The following is a 25,709-nucleotide window of genomic DNA, read 5'->3' as shown; positions in this document are numbered from 1 at the left end:
GCGGTGCTGCTACTCCCTATGTTCCCAGATTTCACGTCCCAGACAGGTCATACGGCTTCCTCCCCTTCCCCTGCTGACCCGCGCCAGGCCATATTCCTTCAGGATACCAAGGATTGTCCTCACGCCAATCTGGGACAGGAAGAATTTCTCCTTCTTTGCACATTCCAGAATCCCCTCCCGCCCAATGGCCTTTCTTTCCTCTGTACATTGGTATAGAACCTTAAGCACAAACCAGTATTCTTCCGAATCAATCCCCTTTTCCTCCATGGCCTGCTGCCACGGTACAGGACTGCCTGGCCGGGGGCTGCCCGGAGCCGTTGTCCCAGATACCTGCTGCCCTTCTTCCATTTCCTTGTTCTCATATACAAAGGTTGGGGGAAGATCTTTAACCGTTATGACCGGGCTGCCTGTAAAGCTGAAGTATTCAGCCAGGTTCCTGAGCTCACGTATATTTCCGGGCCAGCTATAATGAAGGAACAGATCCTTTACTTCATCCGATAACACAAAATCCCCCTTCAGTTCACTGTTAAAACGCTCCATTAAAAGGAATACGTCATCGCCTCTCTGGCGCAGGGGCGGAATCAGGACAGGCAGGGTGTTCAGGCGGTAATACAGATCCCTTCTGAAGCTTCCGTCCCGCACCTTTTCCTCCAGGGATTCATTGGTGGCCGCCACAATCCGTACATCAATACTGATGATCTTGTTGCCTCCCACCCGCATGATCTCATGTTCCTGAAGCACACGCAGAAGCTTTACCTGCAGGGCAGGGCTCATCCCCTCCACCTCGTCCAGAAACAGGGTGCCATGATGGGCAAACTCGAACAATCCGGGCCTTCCGCCCTTTTTTGCCCCTGTAAACGCTCCCTCCTCATATCCGAACAGTTCACTCTCCAGCAGGTTCTCAGGCATGGCGGCGCAGTTAATTGCCACAAAAGGCCCCTTGGACCTCCGGGATGCCTGATGGACCGCATTGGCAAACAGTTCCTTGCCGGTGCCTGTCTCCCCGATAAGGAGAACCGGGGATTTTGTTACCGCCATGCGCCTGAGTATCTGTTTGGTCCTCTCAATGCCTTCGGATACCCCCACCACATCATCAAAACCATACTTGGCCCGGTAGCCCTTGTGCATCAGCTGGTTCCTTAATTCATGCTGGCGGTTCTCAGCATCGTTGAATCTCTGTAGAATGGCAAATGCACCTATGCAGTCATCCTTCCTCAAAACAGGGACCACGGTCACACCCACGTTAACCCCGTTAATCCGGATGACCTTTGGCTCTATTTTCTCCTTTGACTTCAGGCATTGCAGAAGAGGCAGGTAGGCCAGGGATGAGGACGCCTGTTTATGCAGGACCAGGGAACGTTTCAGACCTGTAATCTCCTCCGCCTTTTTATTCATGGCAAATATCTCCGCCCGCTCATTAATCCCGATAATGCCCTCGTCCAATATTTCCATGAGGATGTCAAACTGGCTTTCCAGCCTTCTGGAACGCGCAAACATCATATCAAAATTATAAGTGCTGGTGACAACGCTCCCAAAATATTCCTGGAACCTGGGAGTCTCCAGAAGTTCCTCCAGCCCCAGCTTCAGCGCTGCTTCAATCATGGTTTCCGATGTCAGGCACCGGTGCCCGATGTTCATCACATGTTCCACTCCCCGGGGCACATAACGCTCTTCATCCGGGGTCACTGCCATCGTGACGCCTTCCACCGGCTCAGCACCCGGGTAAAAGGGAATGAAGCTGATATGGTTGACTCCCAGCTGGTTCAAGGTAGCCGTGGCTTCACGGACCATCTTTTCCGTCATGTTGACAAACAGCGCCTTTGTACCGGCCGGAATGGTCCGCAGCCGCCGGATGGTCTCCCACATATAGGTCACGTGTATCTCACTGATCTGGGCATCAATGGGTATGTACTGCGGAACCTCCTCCCTGTTATCAAAGGCATCCGTGGACATCATGTACAGATCAGCCCTCACCATATTGGAAATAGTCCCCTCCATCACGCTGTAGGACCGCACCTTCACATAATCCCCAAATAACTCCTGCACCTGATTTCCATAAAACGCACTGGCCCTTGGGTCCAGGGCTACAATTGCAACCTGTTTTACCATATTCCCCTCCACTTTAACCATTAAAACCATTATATATCCGATACGCCTGGGATTTCAACCATAAATTGCATCATTTCCCCCAAAAAATGCCCCAAAAGCATTCAAATCCATTGCAGATACCCCATATGGAATCCGGCACGTTTCTTGCTTGTAATAATCAGTAACCATATCTGTACCTCAACACAGATATCCGGCACTGCGTCAACCGCGCAGTACGGGCCAAATCACAGATAACAGCAGGAGGAGACTTAGATGAATCGGGAAGAACTGATTACTTTATTAAAACAGGAGGTGGTTCCGGCCCTGGGATGTACGGAACCAGTATGCGTGGCCCTGGCCGCTGCCAGCGCAGCCAAGGCAGTGGGCGGCGGCATCTGTTCCATCCACGTAGAAATGAATCCAGGCATCTACAAAAACGGAATGTCTGTGGGCATCCCGGGATTTGACCGGGTCGGCCTTAAGTATGCGGCTGCCCTGGGCGCTTATCTGTCCAACCCGGAAAAGGGACTGCAGCTGTTAGAAAACCTGACCCCTGACATCAGCAGCCGTTCCATCCGGCTGGTGGAGGACAATCAGGTGGGTATTGAAATAAAAGCCAGCGAAGCACAGCTCTATGCCCATGCCGTGGTTACCACCACCGCAGGACGGGGAACCAGCACCATCCGCAATACCCATTCCAACATTGTATATACTGCACGGGAAATATTTCCGGAAGGCAGGCTTGAAATCCTGGACCAGAAAGAATACTCCCTGTCCGGACAGACACAGCTTCATAAGGAACTGACCCGGATGTCCATATCCGGCATCGTGTCCCTGATAGAAGAATGCAGCCAGGAGGAACTTGCCTTCATGAAGGAAGGCGCGGACATGAACAGCCGGATGGCAGGATATGGACTGGAGCATGAGCCGGGCATCGGCATTGCATCCTGCCTGAAAAAATACAGCGCCACCGGCATCATGGGCAGCAGCCTGATGACCAGGATCATGACCGTCATGGCCAGCAGCGCCGAGGGGAGGATGTGCGGCTGTCCCTATGCGGTCATGAGCAGTGCCGGAAGCGGCAACCACGGACTCACCGCCATCCTTCCCGTACTGGAGACAGCAGACTATCTGGGCGCATCCAGGGAACAGCTGGTCAAGGCCCTGGCCATCTCCCATACCCTTAATGTCTATATCAAGGAATTCACAGGGAAATTATCCGCCACCTGCGGCTGCGGTGTGTCTGCTGCCTCCGCTGCTTCCGCTGCCATGGTATGGCTCATGGGCGGCAGCCACCGGCAGATGGGCAATGCTATCATCAATATGAGCGGCAACCTGACCGGAATGATATGTGACGGAGGAAAAATCGGCTGCGCCCTGAAGCTGGCCACTGCCAGCAGCGCGGCCCTCATGAGCGCCTGTCTTGCCATGGAAGGCACGGTCCTTCAGCCAACGGACGGGATCTGCGCCGGCACGCCGGAAGAAGCTATCCGCAACATGGGCCGCGTCAGCAATCCGGGCATGGCGCAGACAGACCGGACAATACTGGAAATCATGATGGAGAAGGGATGATATAAGAGGCCGGCGGATATCTGCCTAAAAGAACGGGCCCTGGGACTATGCAAGGGCTATGTGCCGGTGTTTGTGTGCCCGGCCGGAATGCAAAAAAACAGAAGGCGGATCTGGAGCGCCCCACGCCCAAATCCGCCTTCTGTTTTTGCATTCCGGATACATCCCCGCCCCATTACACCCCTTAATTTAAATCAAATTTTCCGGATTCAGGCACTTCAGTTCATCCAGCACAAACATCCCGTCCTTGCGGATCAGCACATCGTCAAACCAGATTTCCCCGCCGCCGTATTCCGGTGTCTGGATACAGATTAAATCCCAGTGCACCGCAGAGTGGTTGCCGTTATCCGTGTTGTCATAAGCATTGCCCGGGGTCAGGTGGAAGCTTCCGGCAATCTTCTCATCAAAAAGGATATCCCCGATTGCCCGGTGGATCTGGGGGTTTACGCCAAAGGCAAACTCTCCCACATAGCGGGCTCCCTCATCAATATCAAATATCTTATTCATGCGGTCCGTATTGTTGGAGCTGCATTCCACAATCTTACCGTCCTTAAACACCAGCTTCACATTCTGATACACAAAGCCGTCATACGGCGCCGGGGTATTGTATGTTATCACCCCATTGACAGACTCCCTGACCGGCGCCGTGTAAACCTCGCCGTCCGGTATATTCTTATTGCCGTGCATGCCATAACACGGGATACCCTTGATGGAAAAGGTGATGTCGGTCCCAGGCCCCAGGATATGTACCTTGTCCGTGCGGTCCATCAGCGCTTCCAGCTTCTCCATGGCCTTTCCCATCTTATCATAATCCACCAGGCAGGCTGCAAAATAAAAATCCTCATATTCCTCAGTGCTCATGCCGGCCAGCTGGGCCATGGCATCATTGGGATAGCGCAGCACGGACCACTTGGTGTGGTTGCAGCGTTCCGCCAGATGGATGGGCCCCCAGTAATGCTTGCGGTAGTATCCGTTTTTCTCATCTGAAACACGGTTCCACACACTGATGTTATCCGTGGCCCGTATGTCGATGTAGGCGTCCATGTCCTTCATCCGTTCCAGCTCATAGGATGCGATTTCAGCCATGTGCGCCTCGCTGCTTCCCTCAATCAGGGCGCCTTCCACCTCATAATCAAAGATGTGTACAAAAGGCTTTCCTCCGGCCGCGTAGGCCTCCTCCACCAGCGCCTTTAAAAGGCCTGTCTGCTTTCCGTGCAGCTCCAGAAGGATTTTCTCATCCTTCTGGAGATACACTGCATGGTTAATTAAAAACTTGGCAAATTTACGTATACGTGGGTCTTCCATAATAAACCGATTCCTTTCCTTTCATATCCCAGGGCATTAAGCGCAGCTCCCTGGCACTGAACCTTATTAAGATTTGCTGTCCTTATACAGAAGCTTATAGGTCTCTTCCCCCTTGAATCCGGTCAGAGCGCTGACTAACACAATCACAACCACTGCTGCCGGGACAGCCACAATGGCGCTGGCAATCCCGTAGGGGCTGTTAAGCGCCATGGTCCATACAACCGTCACCACGCCGCCGGTCAGGATTCCCGCAATGCCGCCAGCCTTTGTCACCTTCCTGGAGAACAGGGCAAACAAAAGGGCCGGGGTAATGGCCGCACCATACATGGTATAAGCTGTCATCTGCAGGCTCAGGATGGTTGGGAAGAACAGGGTCAGCACGACCGCCAGGATGGTGAGCACCAGGATGGTGGCGCGCATGAAGCGGATTTTCTGCTTATCATCCGCGTTCTTGTTCAGATATTTGCCCCATACATCATATGTAACATTGGTGGCAGCGCTCAGCAGATAGGAATCAGCCGTTGTAACGATAAATGCCACGCAGGCTACCAGCACCACTGCGCCCAGCACAAATGGCAGGTAATTAACCGCAAGTGAGAAAATAATGTTGGACGGCACGTCCAGGCTTGGGAACAGGGCAATTCCTATGGTACACATAAGGATAATCAGCACACAGACCGTGATTTCTGCTGCAAACAATCCAAGATTGGACTTCTTTGCCTCTTCCGCACTCTTGGCGGACGCAAAACGCTGCATCATGTTCTGGTCGCCTAACAGCAGGGAAATGGTCGGTATCATGTAGCCGAGAATCGCAATCACGCCCAGTCCCCCGGTTCCTGTCAGCCGTTCCGCGGGTATGGCAGCCATGGCCTCAGACCATCCGCCGGCCTTGCCGATCAGCATGGGGATGGCAAGGAGGAAGCCGCCTACCATCAGCAGCGCGCTGACAGCATCCGTATAAGCCACGGAAATCATCCCGCCGGAAACAGTCAGGAGCAGGATGCCGACCGCTGACAGCACGGTTGCCAGGTTTGCATCCATGCCCGTAATCAGGCTGATGATATTGCCGGCCGCCTTAATCTGTGTTGCGCAAAGACCCACATAAGCCAGCATGATGCAGATAACAGCAATGATGCTTGCCCCGTCGCCGTAGCGTGCCGCAAATACCTCAGGCACCGTAATCTTCGTGCTGCTGCGCACCTTGCTGGATATAAAGTACAGAAGCAGCATGCCGATGGGCGCTCCTGCAAAGTGCAGGGTTCCCACAACCGGACCATACAGGTACACCACACTGGCGCTTCCGGTAATACCGCCGCCTCCGCACCAGCTTGCAAGCAGGGTCCCTATCAGGATCATAAATGGCAGCTGACGCCCCGCAACCACGAAATCGTCAGATGTCTTAACTTTTTTCTTACCCATCACAATGCCATAGATGATGATTCCGGCAATGTAGAGCAGGATACAAACCAAATATCCCATATCTAACCTCCAATTTATAAAATTTTAATAAAATCATACCAATTAATTGCAGATTAGTCAAACATGTTTTCCTTTCCCGTACCCCCGGTCCCTTTTCCGTGTTCCAGGTGTATGATCCTGGTGCATCCGGTCAGGGTGGACATCCGATGTGATATGATCAGCAGGGTTTTATGGGAATATTCTTTTTCCAGGGTCTTTAACAGCTCCTTTTCGTGCAGTATATCCAGGCTGCTGGTGGGTTCATCCATCACCACCACGTCAGGATCAGCCAGCATGACCCTGGCAATGCCCACCCGCTGGCGTTCCCCTCCGGACAGGCGGCTGCCCATGGCGCCCATTTCAGTTGCATACCCGTCCGGCAATGTCCGGACAAAATCATGGAGGCCCGCACGTTTTGCCGCTGTCATGATTTCATCCATGGACGCCTCCGGTTTTCCCAGGGCAATATTGTCCGCAATGGTGCCGTTGAATAGAAAGGTATCCTGTTCCAATACCGCTATCCTGCGGTGCAGTTCTTCCAGTGAAATCTGGTCAATGGAAATGCCGTTAATCCGGATGGAACCTTCTGACGGATTCCAGAACCGCAGCAAAAGGCGCAGCACCGTGGATTTGCCGATGCCGCTTTCACCCACGATGCCAACCTTGTCCCCTTCCTCAATCTTAAGGTCAAAGCCGTCCAGGATTTTTCCCCTTTCCTGTGAATAGCCAAAGGAAACATGGTCAAATTCAATGCTTCTTATGGTCCCTGCGGTCTGGGGATGTGCTGTTTCCACAATCTCAGGCCGCGTATCCTCAATGATGAACAGCCGCTCCGCTGCCGCAAAAGCCTCCAGCAGGCTGGATATGACCATGGTCAGCGAAAACGTGGAGGAAAAGGAAGCTACCGCCACAAAGGATATCACGACCGTGCCAATGGGATTGGAGGCGCCGTTGGCAGCAAGGACAGAGGCCGCCAGAAGGATCAGTATCCTGGCCAGGTACACGAAAAAGGTAGGGGCTGAGGACACGGCCTGCTTATGCATGGTCAGCCCGTGGGCTGCCTGGTTTACCTTCCTGTTCTGTTCCAGCACACGCTCCAGCTGCCTGTTCCCAAAGCCAAATATCTGGATATCCTTGATTCCATACACGCTTTCCAGCACAAGGGATTTCATCTCCCCAAGCCTTGTCCTGTAACGCATGCCCACCGGCCTTCCCGCTTTCATGGCAAGCAGGGGCAGCAGGATGCTGATTATCGCGTACACGGGCAGCAGCGCTGCCGCAAACAGGGGATTGATATACAGCGCCAGCCCAAGGGTTGTGCACGGAAGGATGATTACCGTAAACATAGGCCCGATGGTGTGTGCAAAAAAATACTCGATTGTCTCAATATCCGACACAGCCACGTTCAGGATATCACCCTTGGTCCTGTCCATCAGGCAGGCGGGCGCCAGTTTTCGTATGGTCTTAAACAAATGGATCCGCATGGATGCCAGGAGCTGATATGCCCCTGCATGGGAGGCCACGCCTTCCAGATAACGGCAGGCCACTATCAGGATGGCACAGGCCGCCATCAGCGTCCCAAACAGCACAGGACTTCCCTCTGGCAGCCAGTCTGCGCAGGCAAGGATCCAAAGGGCGCCAAATCCCATAAGCCCCATATGGGAAAGATTCCCCACAATACTTGCAATGGCTGCCGCTGCCAGAGGCGCTTTGACCGGAGCCGCAACCTTTAACAGACGGATGGTCATCTCACGGATTGAATATTGGAATTTACGCTTCATGATTCCCGCCCCCTTTCTGCCAGTGCTTCCGGCTGCGCCTGTCCTTCCAGCTGCGCCTGTTCCGTCACCAGCCTGTGATACAGGCCATGCCGCTGCATCAGCTCCTCATGGCGGCCGCTCTCTGAGATTTCCCCTCCGTCCAGGACATAGATGCAGTCAGCGCTGCGGATGGTGGACAGCCGGTGGGAAATGATGATCAGGGTCCTTGTCAGGGCCAGCCTGTCAATGCAGTTCCATATCTCCTGCTCGCTCTCCACATCCACGCTGGAAGTTGCCTCATCAAAAATAATATATTCAGCCTGGCACAGAAGCGCCCTGGCGATTCCGATTTTCTGCCTCTGCCCGCCGGACAGCCTGCCGCCGCCATCGCCCACATCCGTAAGAAGACCGTCCGGCTGTTCCAGGACCCAGTCCTTCAGGCGCACCTGTTTAAGCGCCTCAAGCAGTTCCTCCTCAGAAGCATCCTCCTTTGCAATCCTCAGGTTGTCGGCAATGGTTCCCGCAAACATGCTGACGGACTGCGGAACCATGATAATATGCTTTCTAAGCTCCTCGGGCGTAAAGCTGATATAGTCCCTGCCTTCCAGTACAATCCGTCCGCCTGCCGGGTCAAAAAAGCGCATGAGAAGCCCGGCCACCGTACTTTTGCCGCAGCCGGAAAGCCCGGCCAGGGCAGTCACCTTTCCCCGCCGGATTGTCAGTGAGACATCCTTAAGCGCAATGTTCCTTCCCGTATAAGTGTGCGAGACATGCTCCATCCGTATTCCCATATAACCCGTCTCATCCTTTGGGAAATCCGGGCAATAGGGCCTGGAAGTATCCATATCCAGCAGATCCGATACCTTCTCCGCCGCCGATACACCTGCCAGCGCCGTATGGGTGGCTCCCATGAGCTGGCGCACAGAGTCAAAGAAGCTGTAGGACAGAAGCAGCACCATAAGGGCCGCGCTGAATGAAACATTTCCCCGTACCAGGTTAATGCATATGATTCCAGTGGCAGCAAGGACGGCGCCGTATATCATACCGTCCGTCATCAAAAAGGACAGGAAATTGACCTTCATCACATCCATGATTTTCCGGTTAAACGCATCTGCCTTACCGGTCAGCACAGCGGTCCTGTCCTCATCCCTTTCAAACAGCTTAAGCGTGGCCAGCCCCCGGACACTTTCCAGGTAATAACCGGTCAGGTCCTCCAGTGAGGTCCAATACTCTGTCTTGAGCAGTTCAATCCTGGACCGGAACACATTATTCAGCGGCAGCAGGATAAATGCAATGGCAAACAGCAGGATTGCAACTGTAAGGGAGGCCCCCTTGAGCTGGAAAAACAGATAGACCGGGGCGCACATGCAGTAAATCAGCCCCGGAAGATACTGGCTGTAATAAGTCTGCATGGATTCCACACCGTCAACCGATGACGTGATGGCTGAAACCGGTCCTATTTTCTCGATGTTGCCTGCGTCCAGCTCCAGGACCTTGGAAAAAATCCTGGCCCTCAGCCCGGTCCTGGCCCTGGCCGTGCAGCGGTACTCCGCCTCTCCCCGGAGAAGTTCGGAACAGAGCATGAGAAATGCCGCCGCCAGCGCGGAAAGGATGGCAGCGCCAGCATCCTTAACCGTCAGGGACGGCGAGGCAATATTGCCCAGAAAGCCTGAAATCGTTTTTGCAAACGCTGCCGCCCCAATCAAAGTCACCATCTTAAGTCCGGCGATTGCCGCCATCCATCCCCACAGTCCCTTTGATAGTTTCAGCAGTGTCCGGTTCATCAAAAGCATATGGTTACCCCCTGTCCTATATGTACCGGTACCGCCATGGACCGCACGGTACCGGAATTCATGAAAACGCTATGAAGCGGCATAGCCTTATGGTGGCCATGCCGCTCCGTTCTATTAGCATAAGCTAACTACTCTTATTCTACTACAAGGCCCGTATAAGGTCAAGCAGTTTAACTTCCTCATTAATCCACAAGCTTATCCAGTTCCTTCACATGCTCTGTCTCATTGGATGTCTTATGGTTTGCCTTGGAGGCATAAAGGTTCACTGCTGCCTGGGATTTCTTTATGGGCTGCATGGTTCCTGCCCCAGCCACGCATCCGCCCGGACACGCCATTCCCTCTAACAGGTAACCGTTGTATTTGCCTGCCTTGGCCATGGTAAGAAGCTTCCGGCAGTCCTTAAGCCCTTCTGCGTTGGCAACCTTGATTTCCCTGTCCGGGAAGCGCTGGTGGATGACGTCAACCACTGACTTTGCAACGCCTCCTGACACGGCAAAGTTACGCCCGTCCATGGACGCGTCATTGACACCGTCCGGGTCCTCCTCCATTTTCTCAATCTCCACATGCTTTGCATCAAAAATCCCGTCCATCTCCTCAAAGGTCAGCACAAAGTCCACATCACTGCGGATATCCGTCCGCATGGCTTCCAGCTTCTTGGCCGCGCACGGACCGATGAACACAACCTTGGCGTTCTTATGGTGCCGTTTAATCAGACGGGCTGTCAGGGTCATGGGGGTCAGGGCCATGGAAATGCAGTCAGCCTGTTCAGGGAACAGCTTCTTAGCCATCATGGACCAGGCCGGACAACAGGATGTGGCCATGAACGGAAGCTTTTCCGGTACCTCCTGCATGAAGTCAATAGCCTCCTGGGTGGCGCACAGGTCGGCGCCCACAGCCACCTCAAAAACATCGGCAAATCCCAGCGCCTTCATGGCCGCACGCAGTTTGCCCGGCGTCACCTTCTGGCCGAACTGTCCCACGAATGCGGGCGCCACGGCAGCATACACACGCTCGCCGGACTGGATGGCGCGGATGACCTGGAATATCTGGGACTTGTCCGCAATGGCCCCAAAGGGGCAGTTCACAAGGCACATGCCGCAGGATACACATTTATCATAATCAATATCCGCCTTGCCGTTTTCATCTGAGTGTATGCAGTCCATGCCGCAGGCCGCTGCACACGGACGTTCCTGGACAATGATTGCATGGTAGGAACAGACATCCGCGCACCTTTTGCACCGGATGCATTTGTCCTGGTCAATATGGGAGCGTCCGTTGGAACGGTCAATGCTCACAGCATCCTTAGGGCACACCTCCACACAGGGGTGGGCCAGGCAGCCCTGGCATCCGTCCGTCACCATTACCCGCATTTCATGGCAGGCATTGCATGCAAACTTCATCACATTGATAAGGGGAGGCGTATAATACGTCTCAGGCTGGTCCGCGGCTTCTATATTATCCGATATCGGCGCAGGGTCAGCCGCGCTGCGGTAGGGAAGCCCCATGGCCAGTCTCAGCCGCTCCCCCACAATGGCCCTTTCCAAGAATACGTCGCTGCGGTAATTGCCAATCTCTCCCGGAATGATTTTATAGGGAAGTTCTTCTATCCTTTTATCCACAGGCCATTCCGTGTGGTAAGCCATGCGGGCCACTTCCCTGAATATCCTGTGCCTGATTTCCTGTATACGCGTTTCTACGCCTCTCATGGTGTGCCTCCTTAACATCTATCTGTCAACCGGTTCTTTTTTACTTGATAATACAGTACCGATTATATAGGAAAGGCACGCAAATGCAAGTATATTAACTTATTTTTAACCATTGTTCCTGATTTTAACCATCCGCCAGCTCCCTGACGGGCAGCAGTTCAATGTATCCCCTGGTTCCTATGGGTTCCAGCTGGATCCGGGGATTGTCCCTGTCCCATCTGTACCCGGCCGCCGACGGTTCATACCGGCTGATGGCTGCCTGCACCTGACCGATTGCTTCACAGTAGTCTTCCTCGGCAAATGGTTCCCCCTGGAACATCAGGTATCTGCATGCAGGAAACGTTATCACATCAAAACCTTCAGGCACCACGCCGTCATAATCCGCCGCCACCTCCACGCCCTGCACATACACGGACGTGCCCGGCTTTACATAGGCGCCCGGCAGCCACAGGCACACCGGCTCCCCGCTGATGGAACGGATGCTTGTGAGCAGTCCCCACACATCGCATCCCACCTCTTCACAATACGTAAAATACTCCTCCGCCTTTACGCCCCGTTTTACCAATACCTTGCGCTCCGGCTTTTGGATTTCCCGGATAAATACATTTTTAACTGCTTCCATGCTTTTCTCCCTTCTGATATACCTGTACTTGACTCCGTAAGGTGTAAACAGATTGATAGGAACCGGGTTCAGAGCATATTCCTTTGGATTGCATCCAAATTCCCTGGAAAATGCCCTCTGGTAGCCGTCCACACTTTTAAATCCCATTTCAAAAGCAACATCCACAACCTTTATCTTCCCATCCCTCAGTCTGAGCGCTGAACGCGAAAGCCGGAACCTGCGGATATAATCCGAAGGAGTCATTCCCACATGGCGTACAAAAAGCCGGTAGGAATACCAGGGTGAATACAGGGAACATGCGGCCAGGGCTCCTAAGCTGATTTCCTCATCCAGATGCCCGGCTATATAATCCTGCATCCTCTGCACCGCTTCAATCTGCACCGCATCAACCTGCGTGGATACGTCCTGCCCCGCTTTGTCCCGCGCTGCTTCAATCTGTCCCGCGTTCCCTTTTATCTGTTCCATTATCTGTCCACCGCCTTACACACACATTATAATCATCATAAGGAAAATGCTCTCGACTTTTTTTGCCCTGTTCCATCCCAGCATTCCCAGGGTGCGCCAGAACAATCATTCCAGCCGTCTGAGCGCCCCGGTACATATAAAAAAAGGAGGGGCAGGAATCAATCCGTCCCACCCCCCGGCATGTCAGAAAACACGTATCATACGCAGCACTGCTTCCGCCCCGCCGCTGTCATGGTCACCGGTAACATAATCGGCCCGCTCCTTTAATTCCTCAGGACTGTTTCCCATGGCAATCCCATAACCTGCAAACTCAATCATTTCCATATCATTGTCACCGTCCCCAATGGCAAGGGTTGCCTCCCGGCCAATGCCAAGGCGGCCGCACAGCCACTCCATGGCCCTGCCTTTGTTGACAGACGCCCCATTGATTTCAATGTTGCCTGCCATGGAACTGGTAATCCGGACGTCCCCTCTGGCCTCCAGCCTGGCTTTCAGCATTTCCCGGTGGCGGTCTTCCAGGAAGAATACGTTCAGCTTCTCTGCTTCCTCCCATAAAGCCTCAAGCCCGTACAGGCTTGGCACCATCACATGGTCCTTTTGGAAATACCGGATGAAATTATCATCTGTTACTTTCCGGGCCGCCTTTTGCACATCCCCTTCATTTATATAGGATCTGCCCTGGGAAAACAGCTCAATGTATCCTTCCTTCCCTTTCATGGCCTCCAGCACCTCTTTTACCACGCCTGAGGGAAGCTTTACCCGGTACAGGGAGGTCAGGGACCCAACATCCCATATCTGCGCCCCGTTTGCCGTTATTGCATACCTGATTTTCCCCATCTGCAAAAGCTCCCTGGGAATTGACCCCAGATATCTGCCTGTACACGGCACCACCAGACAGCCGGCCTCATTCAGAAGCCCTATCCGGCGAATGGCCGCCTCCCCTATGTGGTTGGCGCTGTCCATAAGGGTACCGTCCAGGTCAACTGCGGCCAGCCTGATATCCTGCGTTATTTCCATACTGTCCCACACCTTTCACAGGCAGCAGCGAAAGCAGGGAATCTTCCTGCCGTCAATCACTGAAACAGCCTCCCCATCCCGCTGCGCCCCCATCTTTTCATAAAAACCTGCAGCCTCCCAACTGGTGACAAAGTGTATTCTGCGAATACCATGATTCCTGCACCAGAAGGTTAAATGCTCCCACATCCGCCTCCCATATCCCTTACCCAGATATGCTTCTGCAATGTAGAAATATTCCAGCACGCACCTGTCCCCCTCGGGAATCACTCCCCAGAAAGCAGCCGGTTCCCCATCCTTCTGAAAAACAAATACAGGATGTCCTTCAATGAATTCCTGGGTGATGTTGAATTTCCTGTCAAATGTGTCCATAAACGCCTCATCAAAGCCCCAATGGGCCTCTGATTCCCTGGCAATCCGCCTCAAACAGCCAGTATCCCCTGCCGATGCCCGGCGCCACTGCCCGCTTCCGGCCTTCTCATACCGGTCCCCATAAAGGGATTTTGCTTTCTGGGTATATTTCCTGACAAATCCAGCCTTGCTGTCAGTGTAGGCGTCACGGTCATGTTCATACTGCTTCCACAGTCCCAGCTTCAGCGTCTCATACTCCTTAGCCGCATCCGGATAATCCCGCATATAATCCCTGAAATACAGCTCATCATGGTCCCCGTCCTGTCTCAGATGAAGGTGGTATACACGCTCTGCAAACCCTTGGGGTGTATATCCTTTATTAAAGGACAGCCTGCTGCCTGTTTCCGACATGCAGACATACCCGTTCTGTTCCAGTATGTCCCTCACGCCCCCCATGTCTTCCCCTGGCTTCATTTCCACAAGGATATCAATAATCGGCTTAGCCCATATGGTTTCCATGGATGTGCTGCCCACATGTTCCACCCTGCCGATACGGTCCATGGGCAGCATGCATTCCAGGCAATGGGCCTCCTCCTCAAACCATCCGGCCCAATCCTCACTGTGACCTGTCAGGAAAATCGGAAACAGCTCCCACAATTCTTCCAGCGGCAGTTCAGTTAATTTTCTCTCCACTTAAATCCTCCCCGGCCCTGTCCGGTATTCTGGCCCTGGCCTCCTCCCGGTCCCTGGACTCCTCCTGCTTCCTGGACTCCTCCCGGTCCCTGGCCTCCTCAATCTTCCTCTCCCAGGCTTCCTTCGTCCCTTTCATCCTGCGGAAGTAAGAGCTCATTTCATCCGCCATGCCGGACAGCCGGTTCAGCAGGGTGGAGAAATCCTTAAGCATCTCATCATCCTTAAAATAAGGATACACGATATCGTGGTCAATCTCGCTCCAGCCTTCCTCAAACAGGGTCCTGCCCTGAATCTCCACGTAATACCCCTTATACTTGATGATATAATGGAGGGAACGGTAAATGCCGTCCGACCGGATTTCAATCAGGTCCTCATCGTATATCCTGGAATCCCCGTTACGCCTGTAGACCTTGGGCCGCTCTGCAATATAATAATGCCTGGAATCCCCGTCAAAATCCTGGATCCTGTCCCGTACATAAAGCCTGGGGTCATTCTCAAACACACTGGTAATATAGTTATGGAAATGGATCCAGTCCTCACGGTACAGGAAAAAAACGCGGATGCCGATAAGGTCTGTCACATATTTATGGTAATTGGTCCGGTTGATATCCTTAAACCGTTCAAAATGCTCCACCCTCTTCCGGATGATTTTTTCCAGAAGATGCCCCGGGTCCTTTGTTCTGTAGCGGTAGGAATGGATTCCGGCCCGCTCGATATCATACAGATAATCGTAGACGAAATCCTTGCCGATATTGCGCAGCTTCCCCTCCATTGCCTGGTAATCCTCATAAATGGCAGCCAGTTCCTCCCACGGCATGTCCGCTGCCTCAAAATCTTCCTGTTCTATATTATAGCTTTTTAAAAACTCGTCCCTGTCAATCATCATAAACCTGTGGTCCCTTCTATAAATTTATACGGAAGGGGCATTTTCCTAAAGCATCCCTGATACTGCTTTAGTGTTCCTTCATCACAAATGCCCTGTCATCAATTGCCCTCATGGTTGCCAAAATGCCGTCAAGATGGTCGTATTCATGCTGTATCAGTTCCGCCATATCACCTTCCAGTGCCAGCGAACACTCTTTCCACTGCCCGTCCCTGTAATGGATGACGCACCGTTTATGCCGCCTTACCCGTACCAGCAGGTCAGGAAATGACATGCAATCATCCATGACATCCATCTCCTCCTCATCCGGAAACTCAAGCCTAGGATTGATGAACAGCACCGGCGTGTCCAGATGCCTGTATATAACACGCTTTTTCACGCCAATCTGAGGCGCGGCAATGGCCCGTCCCACGCCATAACGCTTCCGGAATGCCAGAAGCGTGTCCTTAAGGTCCTCCTTCACTTCCTCCATCCAAGGCAGCTCTTCCCTGGTCACCTCACCGCACACCTGGTATAATTCAGGATTACCCAGCAGTAAAATCGATTTCTCCATTCCATCATCCCCTTGTACTATTTTCAATCATAATGCATGACGCCATTATAACACGTTAACGCAAAAAAATCCTCCGGAATTTTAACCCAGAAGATTATTTGGGGAGGATGGTCTTGGGGCGTATGGCCTTGGGCGTATGGCCTTGGGCGAATATCCATAAGAGGATGGCCTGGGAGGATAGCCTGGGAGGATAACCTTGGGATGAACCGGGGAAATGGATTTCTTGAACCTTCGCCGGTAAAATGCTATACTATGGGTAAATCCCAAGGAGGAACACAATATGAAAACAATCGGATTAATCGGCGGCATGAGCTGGGAAAGCACCGTCACCTACTATAAGATTATCAACGAAACCGTTAAAAAAGAGCTTGGCGGCCTCCACTCCTCCAAGTGCATCCTCTACAGTGTTGACTTTGATGAAATAGAAAAATGCCAGTCCTGCGGGGACTGGGACAGGAGCGGGGACATACTGGGGCAGGCCGCCCGTTCCCTGGAAAAAGCCGGGGCGGACTTTATTGTCATCTGTACCAACACCATGCACAAAGTCGCTCCCCGGGTCCAATCCTATATTTCCATCCCCCTGCTCCACATTGCAGATGTAACAACGGAGTGCCTGAAGTCCAGGGGAATCAGGACCGTGGCCCTGTTAGGCACCCGTTACACCATGGAACAGGATTTCTATAAAGAGCGCCTGATCCAAAGCGGGCTTAAGGTCCTGATTCCCGAAACACCCCAAAGGGAGCTGATTAACCGTGTTATCTTTGATGAACTCTGCCTTGGCACCATTTCCCCTGAATCCAGGTCCGGGTTTCTTTCCATCATCCGGGAGCTGGCACAGAAGGGGGCCCAGGGCGTCATCCTGGGCTGCACGGAAATCGGCCTTCTGATCAGACAGGAGGATACGGAGATTCCTCTTTTTGATACCACGGTCATTCATGCCAGGAAGACTGCCATGGCGGCTGTGACCGGCCGGATATAGGTTCGCCCCCTTTGCTCCGCATCTGATGACGGCTACTGCTTCACGATAAATGACTTCCGCTTGCTGACAACATCAAATATAACTGCCGCCAGCAGCACCGCGCCCTTGACCACCTTCTGCAGGTTCTGGTCCACACCCATGATACTCATGCCCAGGTTCAGCACGCCCATCAGGGTGGCCCCGATGATGACTCCCGGAACCGTGCCTGTACCGCCGTATGCAGAGGCGCCGCCTATGAAACAGGCGCCGATGGCATCCATCTCATAGTTGTTGCCCGCAGTGGGATTGGCGGAATTAAGCCTTGCCACGGTAATCATGCCAGCCACTGCTGCCAGAAGCCCCATGTTAAGATACGCCAGGAAATACACCCGGTTGGTGTCAATACCGGAAAGCCTGGTGGCTTTCTCGTTGCCGCCCACCGCGTAAAAATAACGCCCGGTGGTTGTTTTTGATGAGATGTAACTGTAGATGCCAATGATTACGCTCACCCAGAGAAGGGCGTTGGGGATTCCTTTATATTGCGCAAGCTTGAACATGAAAAACAGTACAACCACGCTGATAACCACAATCTTTGCAACTACCCCGCCAAATGGGTCCACCCGATAGCCCTTCTGCATTTTCTTCATGCGTCCGCGCAGCACGCTGGCGGCGTAAACCATGCACACGGCAATCCCTGCCAGCATACAGGTAATGTTAAGTCCCTTACCGCCAAAGAAATCCGGTACGTATGTATTAAACAGGTTTAAGAACCGGTCCGGAATCGGCGACAAGGTCATACCCTGAAGCACCACGTTGGAAAGTCCCCTGAACATCAGCATACCGGCCAGGGTTACGATAAAAGGCGGAATCCTCACATAGGCAATCCAGAATCCCTGCCACGCCCCCACAAGCATGCCGATCAGCGCCATGGACAAAAGGGAAAGGTAGGGGTTGATTCCCATCTTAATCATCATGCTTCCGCCGATGGCGCCCACAAAGCATACCACGGATCCAACCGACAGATCAATGTTGCCTCCTGTCAGTATGCAGAACAGCATGCCGGTTGCCAGAATGAATACGTAGGCGTTCTGGGCAATCAGGTTGTTTACATTCTGGGGCAGGAGCATTTTCCCGCCTGTGTTGGCAGTAAACAGGATAACCACCACGGCCAGCACAATTACCATTGTATATTTCTTCAGCACCTCGGATAATTTCAACTTGTTTTCCATACTCTACTCTCCTTTATCTGATTTCAGGATACAGGACATGATATATTCCTGGGTGGCTTCCCCTGCATTTACCTCGCCCGCCATCCTGCCCTCATTCATGATATAGATACGGTCAGACATCCCCAGGACCTCCGGGAGTTCTGAGGATATCATGATAACGGATTTCCCCTCCGCTGCCAGCTGGTTGATGATGCAGTATATCTCATACTTGGCTCCCACATCAATTCCCCTGGTTGGTTCATCCAGAATCAGGATATCCGGCTCCGCAAACATCCACTTGGCCAGCAGCACCTTCTGCTGGTTCCCTCCGCTGAGGTTTCCCACGTTCTGTTCCACCGAAGGACATTTGGTCTTCAGCTTATCCCTGTACTCCTCGGCAACCAGATATTCCTTATCTTTATCAATGATGGTCTTACTGCTCACCGCATCCATGTTGGCAAGGGTTGTATTCGTCCTGACTGAATTAGAAAGAATCAGCCCATTCCCCTTCCTGTCCTCTGTCACATAAGCCAGCTTATGGCGGATGGCGTCCCGGACCGAATGGAGGGTCACTTCCTTTCCATGGAGAAAAAGCCTGCCTGTAATATTGGTTCCGTAACTTCTGCCGAAAATGCTCATGGCCAGCTCCGTCCTCCCTGCCCCCATAAGGCCGCAGATTCCAACTACCTCTCCCTTTCCCACCTGGAAGGAAACACGGTCCACCACCTTCCGGTCCGGATACAGGGGATGGTATACGCTCCAGTCCTGCACCTTAATGGCAATATCCCCCACCGCGATGCCTTTACGCTTTGGGAAACGGTCCACCAATTCGCGGCCAACCATGCCTTTGATGATCCGGTCCTCTGTGATGGCATCTGTTTCCTTATCCAAGGTCTCTATGGTAGATCCGTCGCGGATAACCGTAATCTTATCCGCAACATAGGCTATTTCATTCAATTTATGGGAAATGATGATGCTTGTCATGCCTTCTGATTTGAACTTCAAAAGCAGCTCCAGCAATGCCTTTGAGTCGTCCTCATTGAGAGAAGCCGTGGGTTCGTCCAGGATAAGAAGCCTGGCATGCTTTGCAAGGGCTTTGGCTATCTCCACCAGCTGCTGTTTTCCCACACCGATATCCTTTATTAAAGTATGGGAGGATTCAGAAAGCCCTACTGTCTTCAGGTATTCGTCGGCCTCACCATACGTTTCATTCCAGTTAATTGCATATTTTTTCCCTTTTTCATTGCCCAGATACATGTTTTCAGCAATGGACATATACGGCACCAGGGCCAGTTCCTGGTGAATGATTACAATGCCTTTCCTCTCGCTGTCATTGATATGGCTGAACTTACACACTTCCCCGTCATAGATGATATCTCCCTCATAGCTTCCATAGGGATAAATACCGCTGAGCACATTCATCAGCGTGGACTTCCCTGCACCATTTTCCCCTACCAGGGCATGGATTTCCCCCTCGTCCACCCGCAGGTTCACATCATCAAGAGCCTTCACGCCCGGAAATGTCTTGGTGATATTTTTCATTTCCAATAATATTTTTGCCAACGTTCTCCCTCCCTAAGCCTATTTCAGTCAGGGACGGCTGTCCTGAAGCATTTCAGGAGAATCCCTCCGCTTCATGTACCAACCGTCCCTCTATTGTCTTTGTCTTACTTTACCTGGTCCTCCGTGTAATAACCGGACTCAATCAGCATTTCCTTATAATTGTCAATGGTTACAACTACCGGCTCACATAGGTAGGTGGGGATGATTCCTGTTCCGTTGTCATAAGATGAGGTATCATTGATTGCCGCCTCGCCGCCCTGCATGACAGCGTCAACCATCTTAACCACCTGGGTTGCAAGGGTACGGGTATCCTTAAACACGGACATGGCCTGCTTGCCATTTAACATGTTCTTCACATTAGCAATGTCACAGTCCTGTCCGGTAATGACAGGATATGGGCCTGTGTAGGAAGCTGCCAGGGCGTTCTCAACCCCAAGGGCAGTGGAGTCATTGGAACAGAGCACTGCATCCAGGACCGTCCCGTCAGAATAGTTGCCTGCAATAATGGTGTCCATACGGTTCTGCGCTTTTTCAGAATCCCAGTTGGCAGTAGCTACCTGCTCAAATGCGGTCTGTCCTGATTTCACAACCAGCTTTCCTTCATCAATATACTTCTGTATCACATCCATTGCCCCGCCAAAGAAGAACACACAGTTGTTATCAGCCGGGTCGCCTGTAAAAAGCTCGATGTTCTTTGGTTCGGCTGCATTTTCCAGTCCCAGCGCCTCCACCAGGTATTCTCCCTGCTTCTGGCCTACCTTATAGTTATCAAAGGTTGCATAATAGCTGACCGCGTCTGAGTTCATGATCAGACGGTCATAGGAAATAACCGGTATGCCTGCCTCCTTGGCCTGGGAAAGAGGCTCGCCCAGGGAACTTCCGTCAATGGACGCAATTACCAGCATCTGGCAGCCATTGGAAATCATGTTTTCAATCTGTGATACCTGGGTCTGGACATCATTGCTCGCATACTGTAAATCCACCTCGTATCCAGCTGCCTCCAGCTCTGCCTTCATGTTGGCGCCGTCCTGGTTCCATCTCTGAAGGTCCTTGGTAGGCATTGCAACGCCGATGAGCGCGCCTGCGCCGCCTGCCGCCGGAGCGCCGTCCTGGGACGCCTCTGTCTTTGCCTCCTCTGCCTTTGCCGCCTCCGTGTTTCCCGCATCCGCTGCGGCTGTTGCCGCCACGCTCTCCGCCGGTTTGCCGGAACCGCCGCATCCGGTCATCATACCAGCTGCCATGGCCATTGTCAGTGCCGCTGCAATCAATCTCTTTTTCATTATAAAATCCTCCTCCAGACACTTATTTTTGATAGTTTTATCCTATCACAGGACGGACTGGACTTGCTTGTGAACCATTAGCACAAAACTATCGGTTTGCCAATGGGGACCTGGACAGCTGGACAGCCTGACAGCAAAAAAATGCTATATGGCTGTATTTTGTTCCGGTAAAAACATGAAAAAAGCAGCCATATCAGAATCTGATATATGCTGCCTGGACAATCTGCAGTATGGGGCTTACTTCTTTACATTCAGATAAACATCCTCCTCAGCGTGGAACCCGCCCTTTATGATTACATCATCCATGTTCTCCTTTGTGACCGCAACCGGAAGCAGTTCCCGGTATGGGACATCATAAGTGCCGTCATGAATGGTCTTGGTAATACCGGTAAGTTCCTCGCCCCTGCCCAGCATGACCGCATACTCCGCTGCCAACCTGGCCTCTTCCTCCACTGACTTGAAGGCAGTCATGTTCTGCGTCCCTTCCACAATCCGCTGACATGCCATCAAATCCCCGTCCTGTCCGGTAAGGATTACCTTACCTGCCAGCCGTTCCTCGGATAGCGCCCGGAATGCCTGGGTTGCCAGGTCATCGTTGCCGCACATGACCCCCACGATATCTTTGTGCCGGGAAAGCCCTTCTTTTACATAGGTAAATGCATGCTCTGCCAGCCATCCCTCACAGTTGGCCTCGTATACAACATTCAGCCTGCTGCCTCTTATGACGTCGTCAAACCCTTTCCTAATCTGATGGACATTGCCATCGGTCTGGGGCCCCTGAATCATGAAAATGTCCCCGCCATCCGGCGCGTATTCCAGGAAACATTCCGCCATCAGCCGCCCCACCAGTTCATTATTAAAGGATATGTACAGGTCGCAGTCTGAATTGTTAATCAGCCTATCATAGCTGACCGTCTTAATGCCTGCGTCCTTGGCCTTCTTCATCACATCGGACAGGGCGTCGCAGTCCCCGGCCACCACCGCAATCACATCCATCTGTTTCCTGATGAAATATTCAATCTGCGCAATCTGCTCCTGCACGTCTCCGTTGGCGTTCTGCACGTTCACATCCGCCCCCAGTTCCTTGGCCGCGGAGACAAACACATCACGTTCCCGGATCCAGCGCTCAATCACATAGGATTCAAAACTCAGGCCAATCTGCAGACGGTCCCCTGTCTCCTCCTGGCTGGTTTCAGGCACCTCCTCTGTCTTCCGGCATCCGCCCAAGGCCATACATGTGTATATGGCCAGAATAACGGCAAGTACGGCAGTAATCATTCTTTTTCCCGCCCCAGCGGTCTTATCCGCCATCTTCCTGCCCCGTTTTCCCTTCTCCATCCCATCACCTCTCCCTGTACTCGCTTGGTGTCATGCCCTCATACTTTTTGAAAATGCGGCTGAAATAATTGGGGTCGCTGTAACCGCACATCAGGCACACCTCCTTTATGCTGTACCTGGAATCCTCCAGCAGGCGCATGGCATGGGTTATCCTGGTACGTGTCAGATACTCGATGAAGTTCTCCCCTACTTCCTGCTTAAACAGCTTGCTGAAATAATAGGGACTGATGTCCACCAGCCGTGACACATCATCCAGCGAAATATCCTGGGCATAATTATCATTGATATAACTCTTTACCCTGAATACCACGTTTTCAGATTCCCGTTCCCTGGATGTACTGATGTTATCACAGACTTCCCTTGTTTTCCTGACGAACCAGCAGCGCAATGCGGCCATGTCGGCAGCGCCCTGGATTTCCTCCAGATAATTTTCCCTGTAACGGAACCCATAACGGACGCTTCCCTCCTCAAATGCCATCATTTCCAGGCGTATGATCAGTTCCAGCACCTTTACCTCGATATTGGCCCTCACATTCCCGTCATGTTCCAGCATCCAGTCAAAGAACTCGTTGGCACAGGCTGCGGCACCTTCCTTGTCCGCCTTTGCCCCTCTCTGAAAATACTGGTTCTCCAGTTTTAAGGGATACTCCCCGTCATAATTCGCAATGGCCGGTATATCTGTTATATGTACCACATGGCTGTCGCTCTCCCTCAAGGCCCTTAACGCCCCCTTGTAGGAATCCATAGCCTCCTCCACAGGAGTCACCATGCCGATGCCTCCCCGAAACTGCATGTCAATGCCAGCTTCCAGCCTGTAAATCATGTTCCTGGTCCTGGTAATGATTTCCACCCGCTCTTCATACCGGGTTTTCTCCCTCTCAAAGGGCACGAACAGCACAATCCTGTTCCCCATGACAGGCCCTGTGATACAGTCAAAGTAGTCCTTTACCAGTTCCCGGAGCTGGGTGTAATACTTATTCAGCCTGACGTTTGCCCCCACTGCGTTGGTCATCAGTCCGTCCACCACACCATCGCCAAATTCCAGGACAATGGCAAAGCCATACCGGACTTTTATATCCAGCATCTCCAGATAATCCTTCCGGTATATATCCGTGTCATCCCGGAGCAGATTATAGATAAATCCACTCTCAATCATGGGGACCACCAGTTCCAGCTTTTCCCGGATTTTCAGGTCATCGCTAAGTTTCTTCCTGGCCTCCTCCACCTGGTGCATGGCGCGGATGCACACATCCAGTATCTTCTTTTTGTTCACTGGTTTTGTGATGAACTCCATCACCCCCAGGTTGACTGCTTCCTGGGCATAGGAAAATTTGTCATAAGCAGTAATGATGATGAACACCATGGAGGAGTTGAACCTGCGCACCTCGCGGATGGCCTGTATGCCGCTTAAACCAGGCATCTGGATATCCACAATGGCAATATCCGGCCGGAATGCCTCTGCCTGCTCAATGACGGCCCGCCCGGTTTTCACACAGGCCACCTGGCATTCGCTTCCAAAGTTGGACAGGATAATACTTTTAATGGATTCCAGCATGATCCCTTCATCGTCAGCCACTAATATCCGGAACATCTCCATCTTCCTCCTTCTTCGGGATGGTCAGGATAACCGACGTGCCCTGATCCGTACCCTTGCTGTTAATACTGAAAATCTGATCCGTACTGTAATAAAGCCTTAGCCTGGCAATTACATTCCCCAGCCCGATGCCGGTGGAATCACTGTCCACGGTTGTATGGCTCCCCGACAGGATCATCCCAACCTGTTCCCGGGTCATACCTTTTCCATTGTCCTCCACCCGTATCTCAATCCGCTCCCCCTTGTCCTGCACCTTAAGATGTATTTCTCCCTGCCACTCAACGCCGCGTATGCCATGGTTCACTGCATTTTCAACCAGCGGCTGAAGAATCATACTGGGTATCTTATAATCCAGGACCGTCCCATCCAGATCAGAGTCATAGAGGATATCCCCTGCAAACCGCACATTGAGGATGTAGATATAGTTGTCCACGGTTTCCACTTCCTCCCGTATGGTGGCGTCCCCCGACCCCTTTTTTACATTGTACCGGAAAAAGTCAGCCATTTTTTCTATAAACACCGAGGTTTTCTCCGCATCCTCCATCACTGCCAGCTGCACCCCTGCGTTCAGGGAATTAAAAAGGAAATGGGGGTTGATTTGGGACTGAAGGTATTTAAGACGCGCTTCCTTCAGGTGGTTTGCCATCAAAAGCTCCCGGGCCTTCATCTCCTGCTCTTTTTCAGCGCTTTCCTTAATCTTATTCACATATTCGTCCAGGCTGTCCACCATCTGATTGAAGGTTCCCGTAACAATCCCCAGTTCATCCCTTGTTTTTATGGGTGTCACCTTAACATGGAAATTCCCCTGGCCAACCAGCTTGGCCGTGTGCGCCAGATTGGTTAACGGGGTCACAATATCCCTTGTCATCATCATCATGACCGCAAGGCTGATTACCATCACGATGCAGAGGATCACAAGACTGATGATTTCCAGGTAGCGCAGGGCGGACTGAAGCGTCTTGTAGCTGGCTGAGTTATTCTTGAACTGACGGCCGTTCAGTACGGAGATATCATCATTGATGAATTTGTAAAGGCGCAGGGCGGACTCATAGGAGCTTTTGTATTTCTCCACGTTCAGTCCCCGCTTGGCCTGCACGGTCTCATCCGTGATGGAAAGATAGGATTCAGACATGCTGCGTATATTCTTTTCCAGAATCTGGATGGGATTGTCTGTAATCTTCCTGCTAAGTCCATCCAGAAGGTCCCGGTATTCCTGTTCTGCTTTATAATAGGCGGTCAGGGAATCCGAATCCTTGACCTCCAGATATTTGTACATGTAGTTCTGTACCTCTGCCAGACAGTCAGACAGTTCATTCAGGTTCACATTGCTGGAGTACACGGAATCCATCCGCACCACCATACGGTTGATTTGGGCATAGATTAACAGGTTGCTGGCAAAAAGCGCAGCAGCCGTCAATGCGATTTCCAGAAACAGTTTATGTGCAATCGGGATATTTCCCCAGATCCTGTCCCAATATCTCCCCATACACGCCCACCTATCCTTGTAT

At 52.3% G+C, this 25,709-nt stretch carries 18 protein-coding genes and 1 pseudogene; 2 read left to right on the top strand and 17 right to left on the bottom strand.

The window, feature by feature from the left end; translation table 11 throughout:
• Positions 1–9: 9 nt before the first annotated feature.
• The gene (locus DWX59_RS20395; RefSeq protein WP_117560987.1) at positions 10–2,109 is read right to left on the bottom strand and encodes a sigma-54 interaction domain-containing protein; all 2,100 of its coding nucleotides are present in this window, start codon (positions 2,107–2,109) and stop codon (positions 10–12) included.
• Between the two features lie 252 nt (positions 2,110–2,361).
• Between DWX59_RS20395 and DWX59_RS20390 the strand changes: the two genes are divergently transcribed.
• On the top strand, positions 2,362–3,660 hold the full coding sequence (locus DWX59_RS20390) for an L-cysteine desulfidase family protein (RefSeq protein WP_117560986.1): 1,299 nt from the start codon (positions 2,362–2,364) through the stop codon (positions 3,658–3,660).
• A gap of 186 nt (positions 3,661–3,846) precedes the next feature.
• On the opposite strand, the gene DWX59_RS20385 is transcribed toward DWX59_RS20390, so the two are convergent.
• The 10 genes and pseudogenes from DWX59_RS20385 to DWX59_RS20340 all read right to left on the bottom strand — a co-directional run bounded on the left by DWX59_RS20385 (position 3,847) and on the right by DWX59_RS20340 (position 16,260).
• Positions 3,847–4,962: an aminopeptidase gene (locus tag DWX59_RS20385; protein WP_117560985.1), complete on the bottom strand. Its 1,116-nt coding sequence runs from the start codon at positions 4,960–4,962 to the stop codon at positions 3,847–3,849.
• Positions 4,963–5,028: 66 nt separating this feature from the next.
• Positions 5,029–6,441 (bottom strand): sodium:solute symporter family protein, encoded by a 1,413-nt coding sequence (locus DWX59_RS20380; protein ID WP_117560984.1) that lies wholly within the window; start codon positions 6,439–6,441, stop codon positions 5,029–5,031.
• A 53-nt stretch (positions 6,442–6,494) separates the two neighbouring features.
• Positions 6,495–8,201: a thiol reductant ABC exporter subunit CydC gene (cydC, locus tag DWX59_RS20375; RefSeq protein ID WP_117560983.1), complete on the bottom strand. Its 1,707-nt coding sequence runs from the start codon at positions 8,199–8,201 to the stop codon at positions 6,495–6,497.
• The gene (locus DWX59_RS20370; RefSeq protein WP_117560982.1) at positions 8,198–9,973 is read right to left on the bottom strand and encodes an ABC transporter ATP-binding protein/permease; all 1,776 of its coding nucleotides are present in this window, start codon (positions 9,971–9,973) and stop codon (positions 8,198–8,200) included. Before DWX59_RS20370 ends, cydC begins: the two co-directional genes overlap by 4 nt.
• A gap of 182 nt (positions 9,974–10,155) precedes the next feature.
• Positions 10,156–11,679: a 4Fe-4S dicluster domain-containing protein gene (locus DWX59_RS20365; protein WP_117560981.1), complete on the bottom strand. Its 1,524-nt coding sequence runs from the start codon at positions 11,677–11,679 to the stop codon at positions 10,156–10,158.
• Positions 11,680–11,803: 124 nt separating this feature from the next.
• On the bottom strand, positions 11,804–12,658 hold the full coding sequence (locus tag DWX59_RS20360; RefSeq protein ID WP_117561011.1) for a helix-turn-helix transcriptional regulator: 855 nt from the start codon (positions 12,656–12,658) through the stop codon (positions 11,804–11,806).
• A 291-nt stretch (positions 12,659–12,949) separates the two neighbouring features.
• Positions 12,950–13,783: an HAD family hydrolase gene (locus DWX59_RS20355; protein ID WP_117560980.1), complete on the bottom strand. Its 834-nt coding sequence runs from the start codon at positions 13,781–13,783 to the stop codon at positions 12,950–12,952.
• 15 nt (positions 13,784–13,798) lie between these two features.
• On the bottom strand, positions 13,799–14,824 hold the full coding sequence (locus DWX59_RS20350) for a bifunctional GrpB family protein/GNAT family N-acetyltransferase (protein ID WP_117560979.1): 1,026 nt from the start codon (positions 14,822–14,824) through the stop codon (positions 13,799–13,801).
• Positions 14,825–14,909: 85 nt separating this feature from the next.
• A pseudogene (locus DWX59_RS20345) lies at positions 14,910–15,707 on the bottom strand (GTP pyrophosphokinase); the annotation flags it as partial.
• A 70-nt stretch (positions 15,708–15,777) separates the two neighbouring features.
• Positions 15,778–16,260, bottom strand: coding sequence for a peptide deformylase (locus DWX59_RS20340; protein WP_117560978.1), 483 nt, complete (start codon positions 16,258–16,260; stop codon positions 15,778–15,780).
• 280 nt (positions 16,261–16,540) lie between these two features.
• Here DWX59_RS20340 and DWX59_RS20335 point away from each other — a divergent pair, with 280 nt between their 5' ends.
• Entirely contained in the window at positions 16,541–17,239 is a 699-nt protein-coding gene (locus DWX59_RS20335) for an aspartate/glutamate racemase family protein (protein WP_117560977.1), read from the top strand.
• 32 nt (positions 17,240–17,271) lie between these two features.
• Here DWX59_RS20335 and mmsB read toward each other — a convergent pair whose 3' ends face one another.
• From mmsB to DWX59_RS20305, 6 genes are all read right to left on the bottom strand, one after another.
• Entirely contained in the window at positions 17,272–18,447 is a 1,176-nt protein-coding gene (gene mmsB / locus DWX59_RS20330) for a multiple monosaccharide ABC transporter permease (protein ID WP_117560976.1), read from the bottom strand.
• Between the two features lie 3 nt (positions 18,448–18,450).
• Positions 18,451–19,989 carry a multiple monosaccharide ABC transporter ATP-binding protein gene (mmsA, locus tag DWX59_RS20325; protein WP_117560975.1) on the bottom strand — a complete coding sequence of 513 codons (1,539 nt, stop codon included), beginning with the start codon at positions 19,987–19,989 and terminating at the stop codon, positions 18,451–18,453.
• Positions 19,990–20,093: 104 nt separating this feature from the next.
• A complete protein-coding gene (chvE, locus tag DWX59_RS20320; protein WP_117560974.1) occupies positions 20,094–21,269 on the bottom strand; it encodes a multiple monosaccharide ABC transporter substrate-binding protein in 1,176 nt (391 codons plus the stop codon).
• Between the two features lie 237 nt (positions 21,270–21,506).
• Positions 21,507–22,547, bottom strand: coding sequence for a sugar ABC transporter substrate-binding protein (locus DWX59_RS20315; RefSeq protein ID WP_369910751.1), 1,041 nt, complete (start codon positions 22,545–22,547; stop codon positions 21,507–21,509).
• 64 nt (positions 22,548–22,611) lie between these two features.
• Positions 22,612–24,198, bottom strand: coding sequence for a response regulator transcription factor (locus DWX59_RS20310; protein WP_117560973.1), 1,587 nt, complete (start codon positions 24,196–24,198; stop codon positions 22,612–22,614).
• On the bottom strand, positions 24,176–25,687 hold the full coding sequence (locus DWX59_RS20305; protein WP_117561009.1) for a sensor histidine kinase: 1,512 nt from the start codon (positions 25,685–25,687) through the stop codon (positions 24,176–24,178). Before DWX59_RS20305 ends, DWX59_RS20310 begins: the two co-directional genes overlap by 23 nt.
• Between the last annotated feature and the right edge of the window lie 22 nt (positions 25,688–25,709).

The sequence above is a fragment of the Enterocloster aldenensis genome, from assembly GCF_003434055.1.
Classification (GTDB): Bacteria; Bacillota; Clostridia; order Lachnospirales; family Lachnospiraceae; genus Enterocloster; species Enterocloster aldenensis.
This window is presented reverse-complemented; position numbering and strand designations above follow the sequence as displayed.

Coding starts and splice junctions, on each gene's coding strand:
- cydC (WP_117560983.1), bottom strand. CDS start 8,201: ATGAAGCGTAAATTCCAATATTCAATCCGTGAGATGACCATCCGTCTG.
- DWX59_RS20370 (WP_117560982.1), bottom strand. CDS start 9,973: ATGCTTTTGATGAACCGGACACTGCTGAAACTATCAAAGGGACTGTGG.
- chvE (WP_117560974.1), bottom strand. CDS start 21,269: ATGAAAAAGAGATTGATTGCAGCGGCACTGACAATGGCCATGGCAGCT.
- DWX59_RS20310 (WP_117560973.1), bottom strand. CDS start 24,198: ATGTTCCGGATATTAGTGGCTGACGATGAAGGGATCATGCTGGAATCC.
- DWX59_RS20390 (WP_117560986.1), top strand. CDS start 2,362: ATGAATCGGGAAGAACTGATTACTTTATTAAAACAGGAGGTGGTTCCG.
- DWX59_RS20395 (WP_117560987.1), bottom strand. CDS start 2,109: ATGGTAAAACAGGTTGCAATTGTAGCCCTGGACCCAAGGGCCAGTGCG.
- DWX59_RS20315 (WP_369910751.1), bottom strand. CDS start 22,547: ATGATTACTGCCGTACTTGCCGTTATTCTGGCCATATACACATGTATG.
- DWX59_RS20355 (WP_117560980.1), bottom strand. CDS start 13,783: ATGGAAATAACGCAGGATATCAGGCTGGCCGCAGTTGACCTGGACGGT.
- DWX59_RS20360 (WP_117561011.1), bottom strand. CDS start 12,658: ATGCAGGATTATATAGCCGGGCATCTGGATGAGGAAATCAGCTTAGGA.
- mmsB (WP_117560976.1), bottom strand. CDS start 18,447: ATGGAAAACAAGTTGAAATTATCCGAGGTGCTGAAGAAATATACAATG.
- DWX59_RS20340 (WP_117560978.1), bottom strand. CDS start 16,260: ATGGAGAAATCGATTTTACTGCTGGGTAATCCTGAATTATACCAGGTG.
- DWX59_RS20385 (WP_117560985.1), bottom strand. CDS start 4,962: ATGGAAGACCCACGTATACGTAAATTTGCCAAGTTTTTAATTAACCAT.
- DWX59_RS20335 (WP_117560977.1), top strand. CDS start 16,541: ATGAAAACAATCGGATTAATCGGCGGCATGAGCTGGGAAAGCACCGTC.
- DWX59_RS20380 (WP_117560984.1), bottom strand. CDS start 6,441: ATGGGATATTTGGTTTGTATCCTGCTCTACATTGCCGGAATCATCATC.
- DWX59_RS20365 (WP_117560981.1), bottom strand. CDS start 11,679: ATGAGAGGCGTAGAAACGCGTATACAGGAAATCAGGCACAGGATATTC.
- DWX59_RS20305 (WP_117561009.1), bottom strand. CDS start 25,687: ATGGGGAGATATTGGGACAGGATCTGGGGAAATATCCCGATTGCACAT.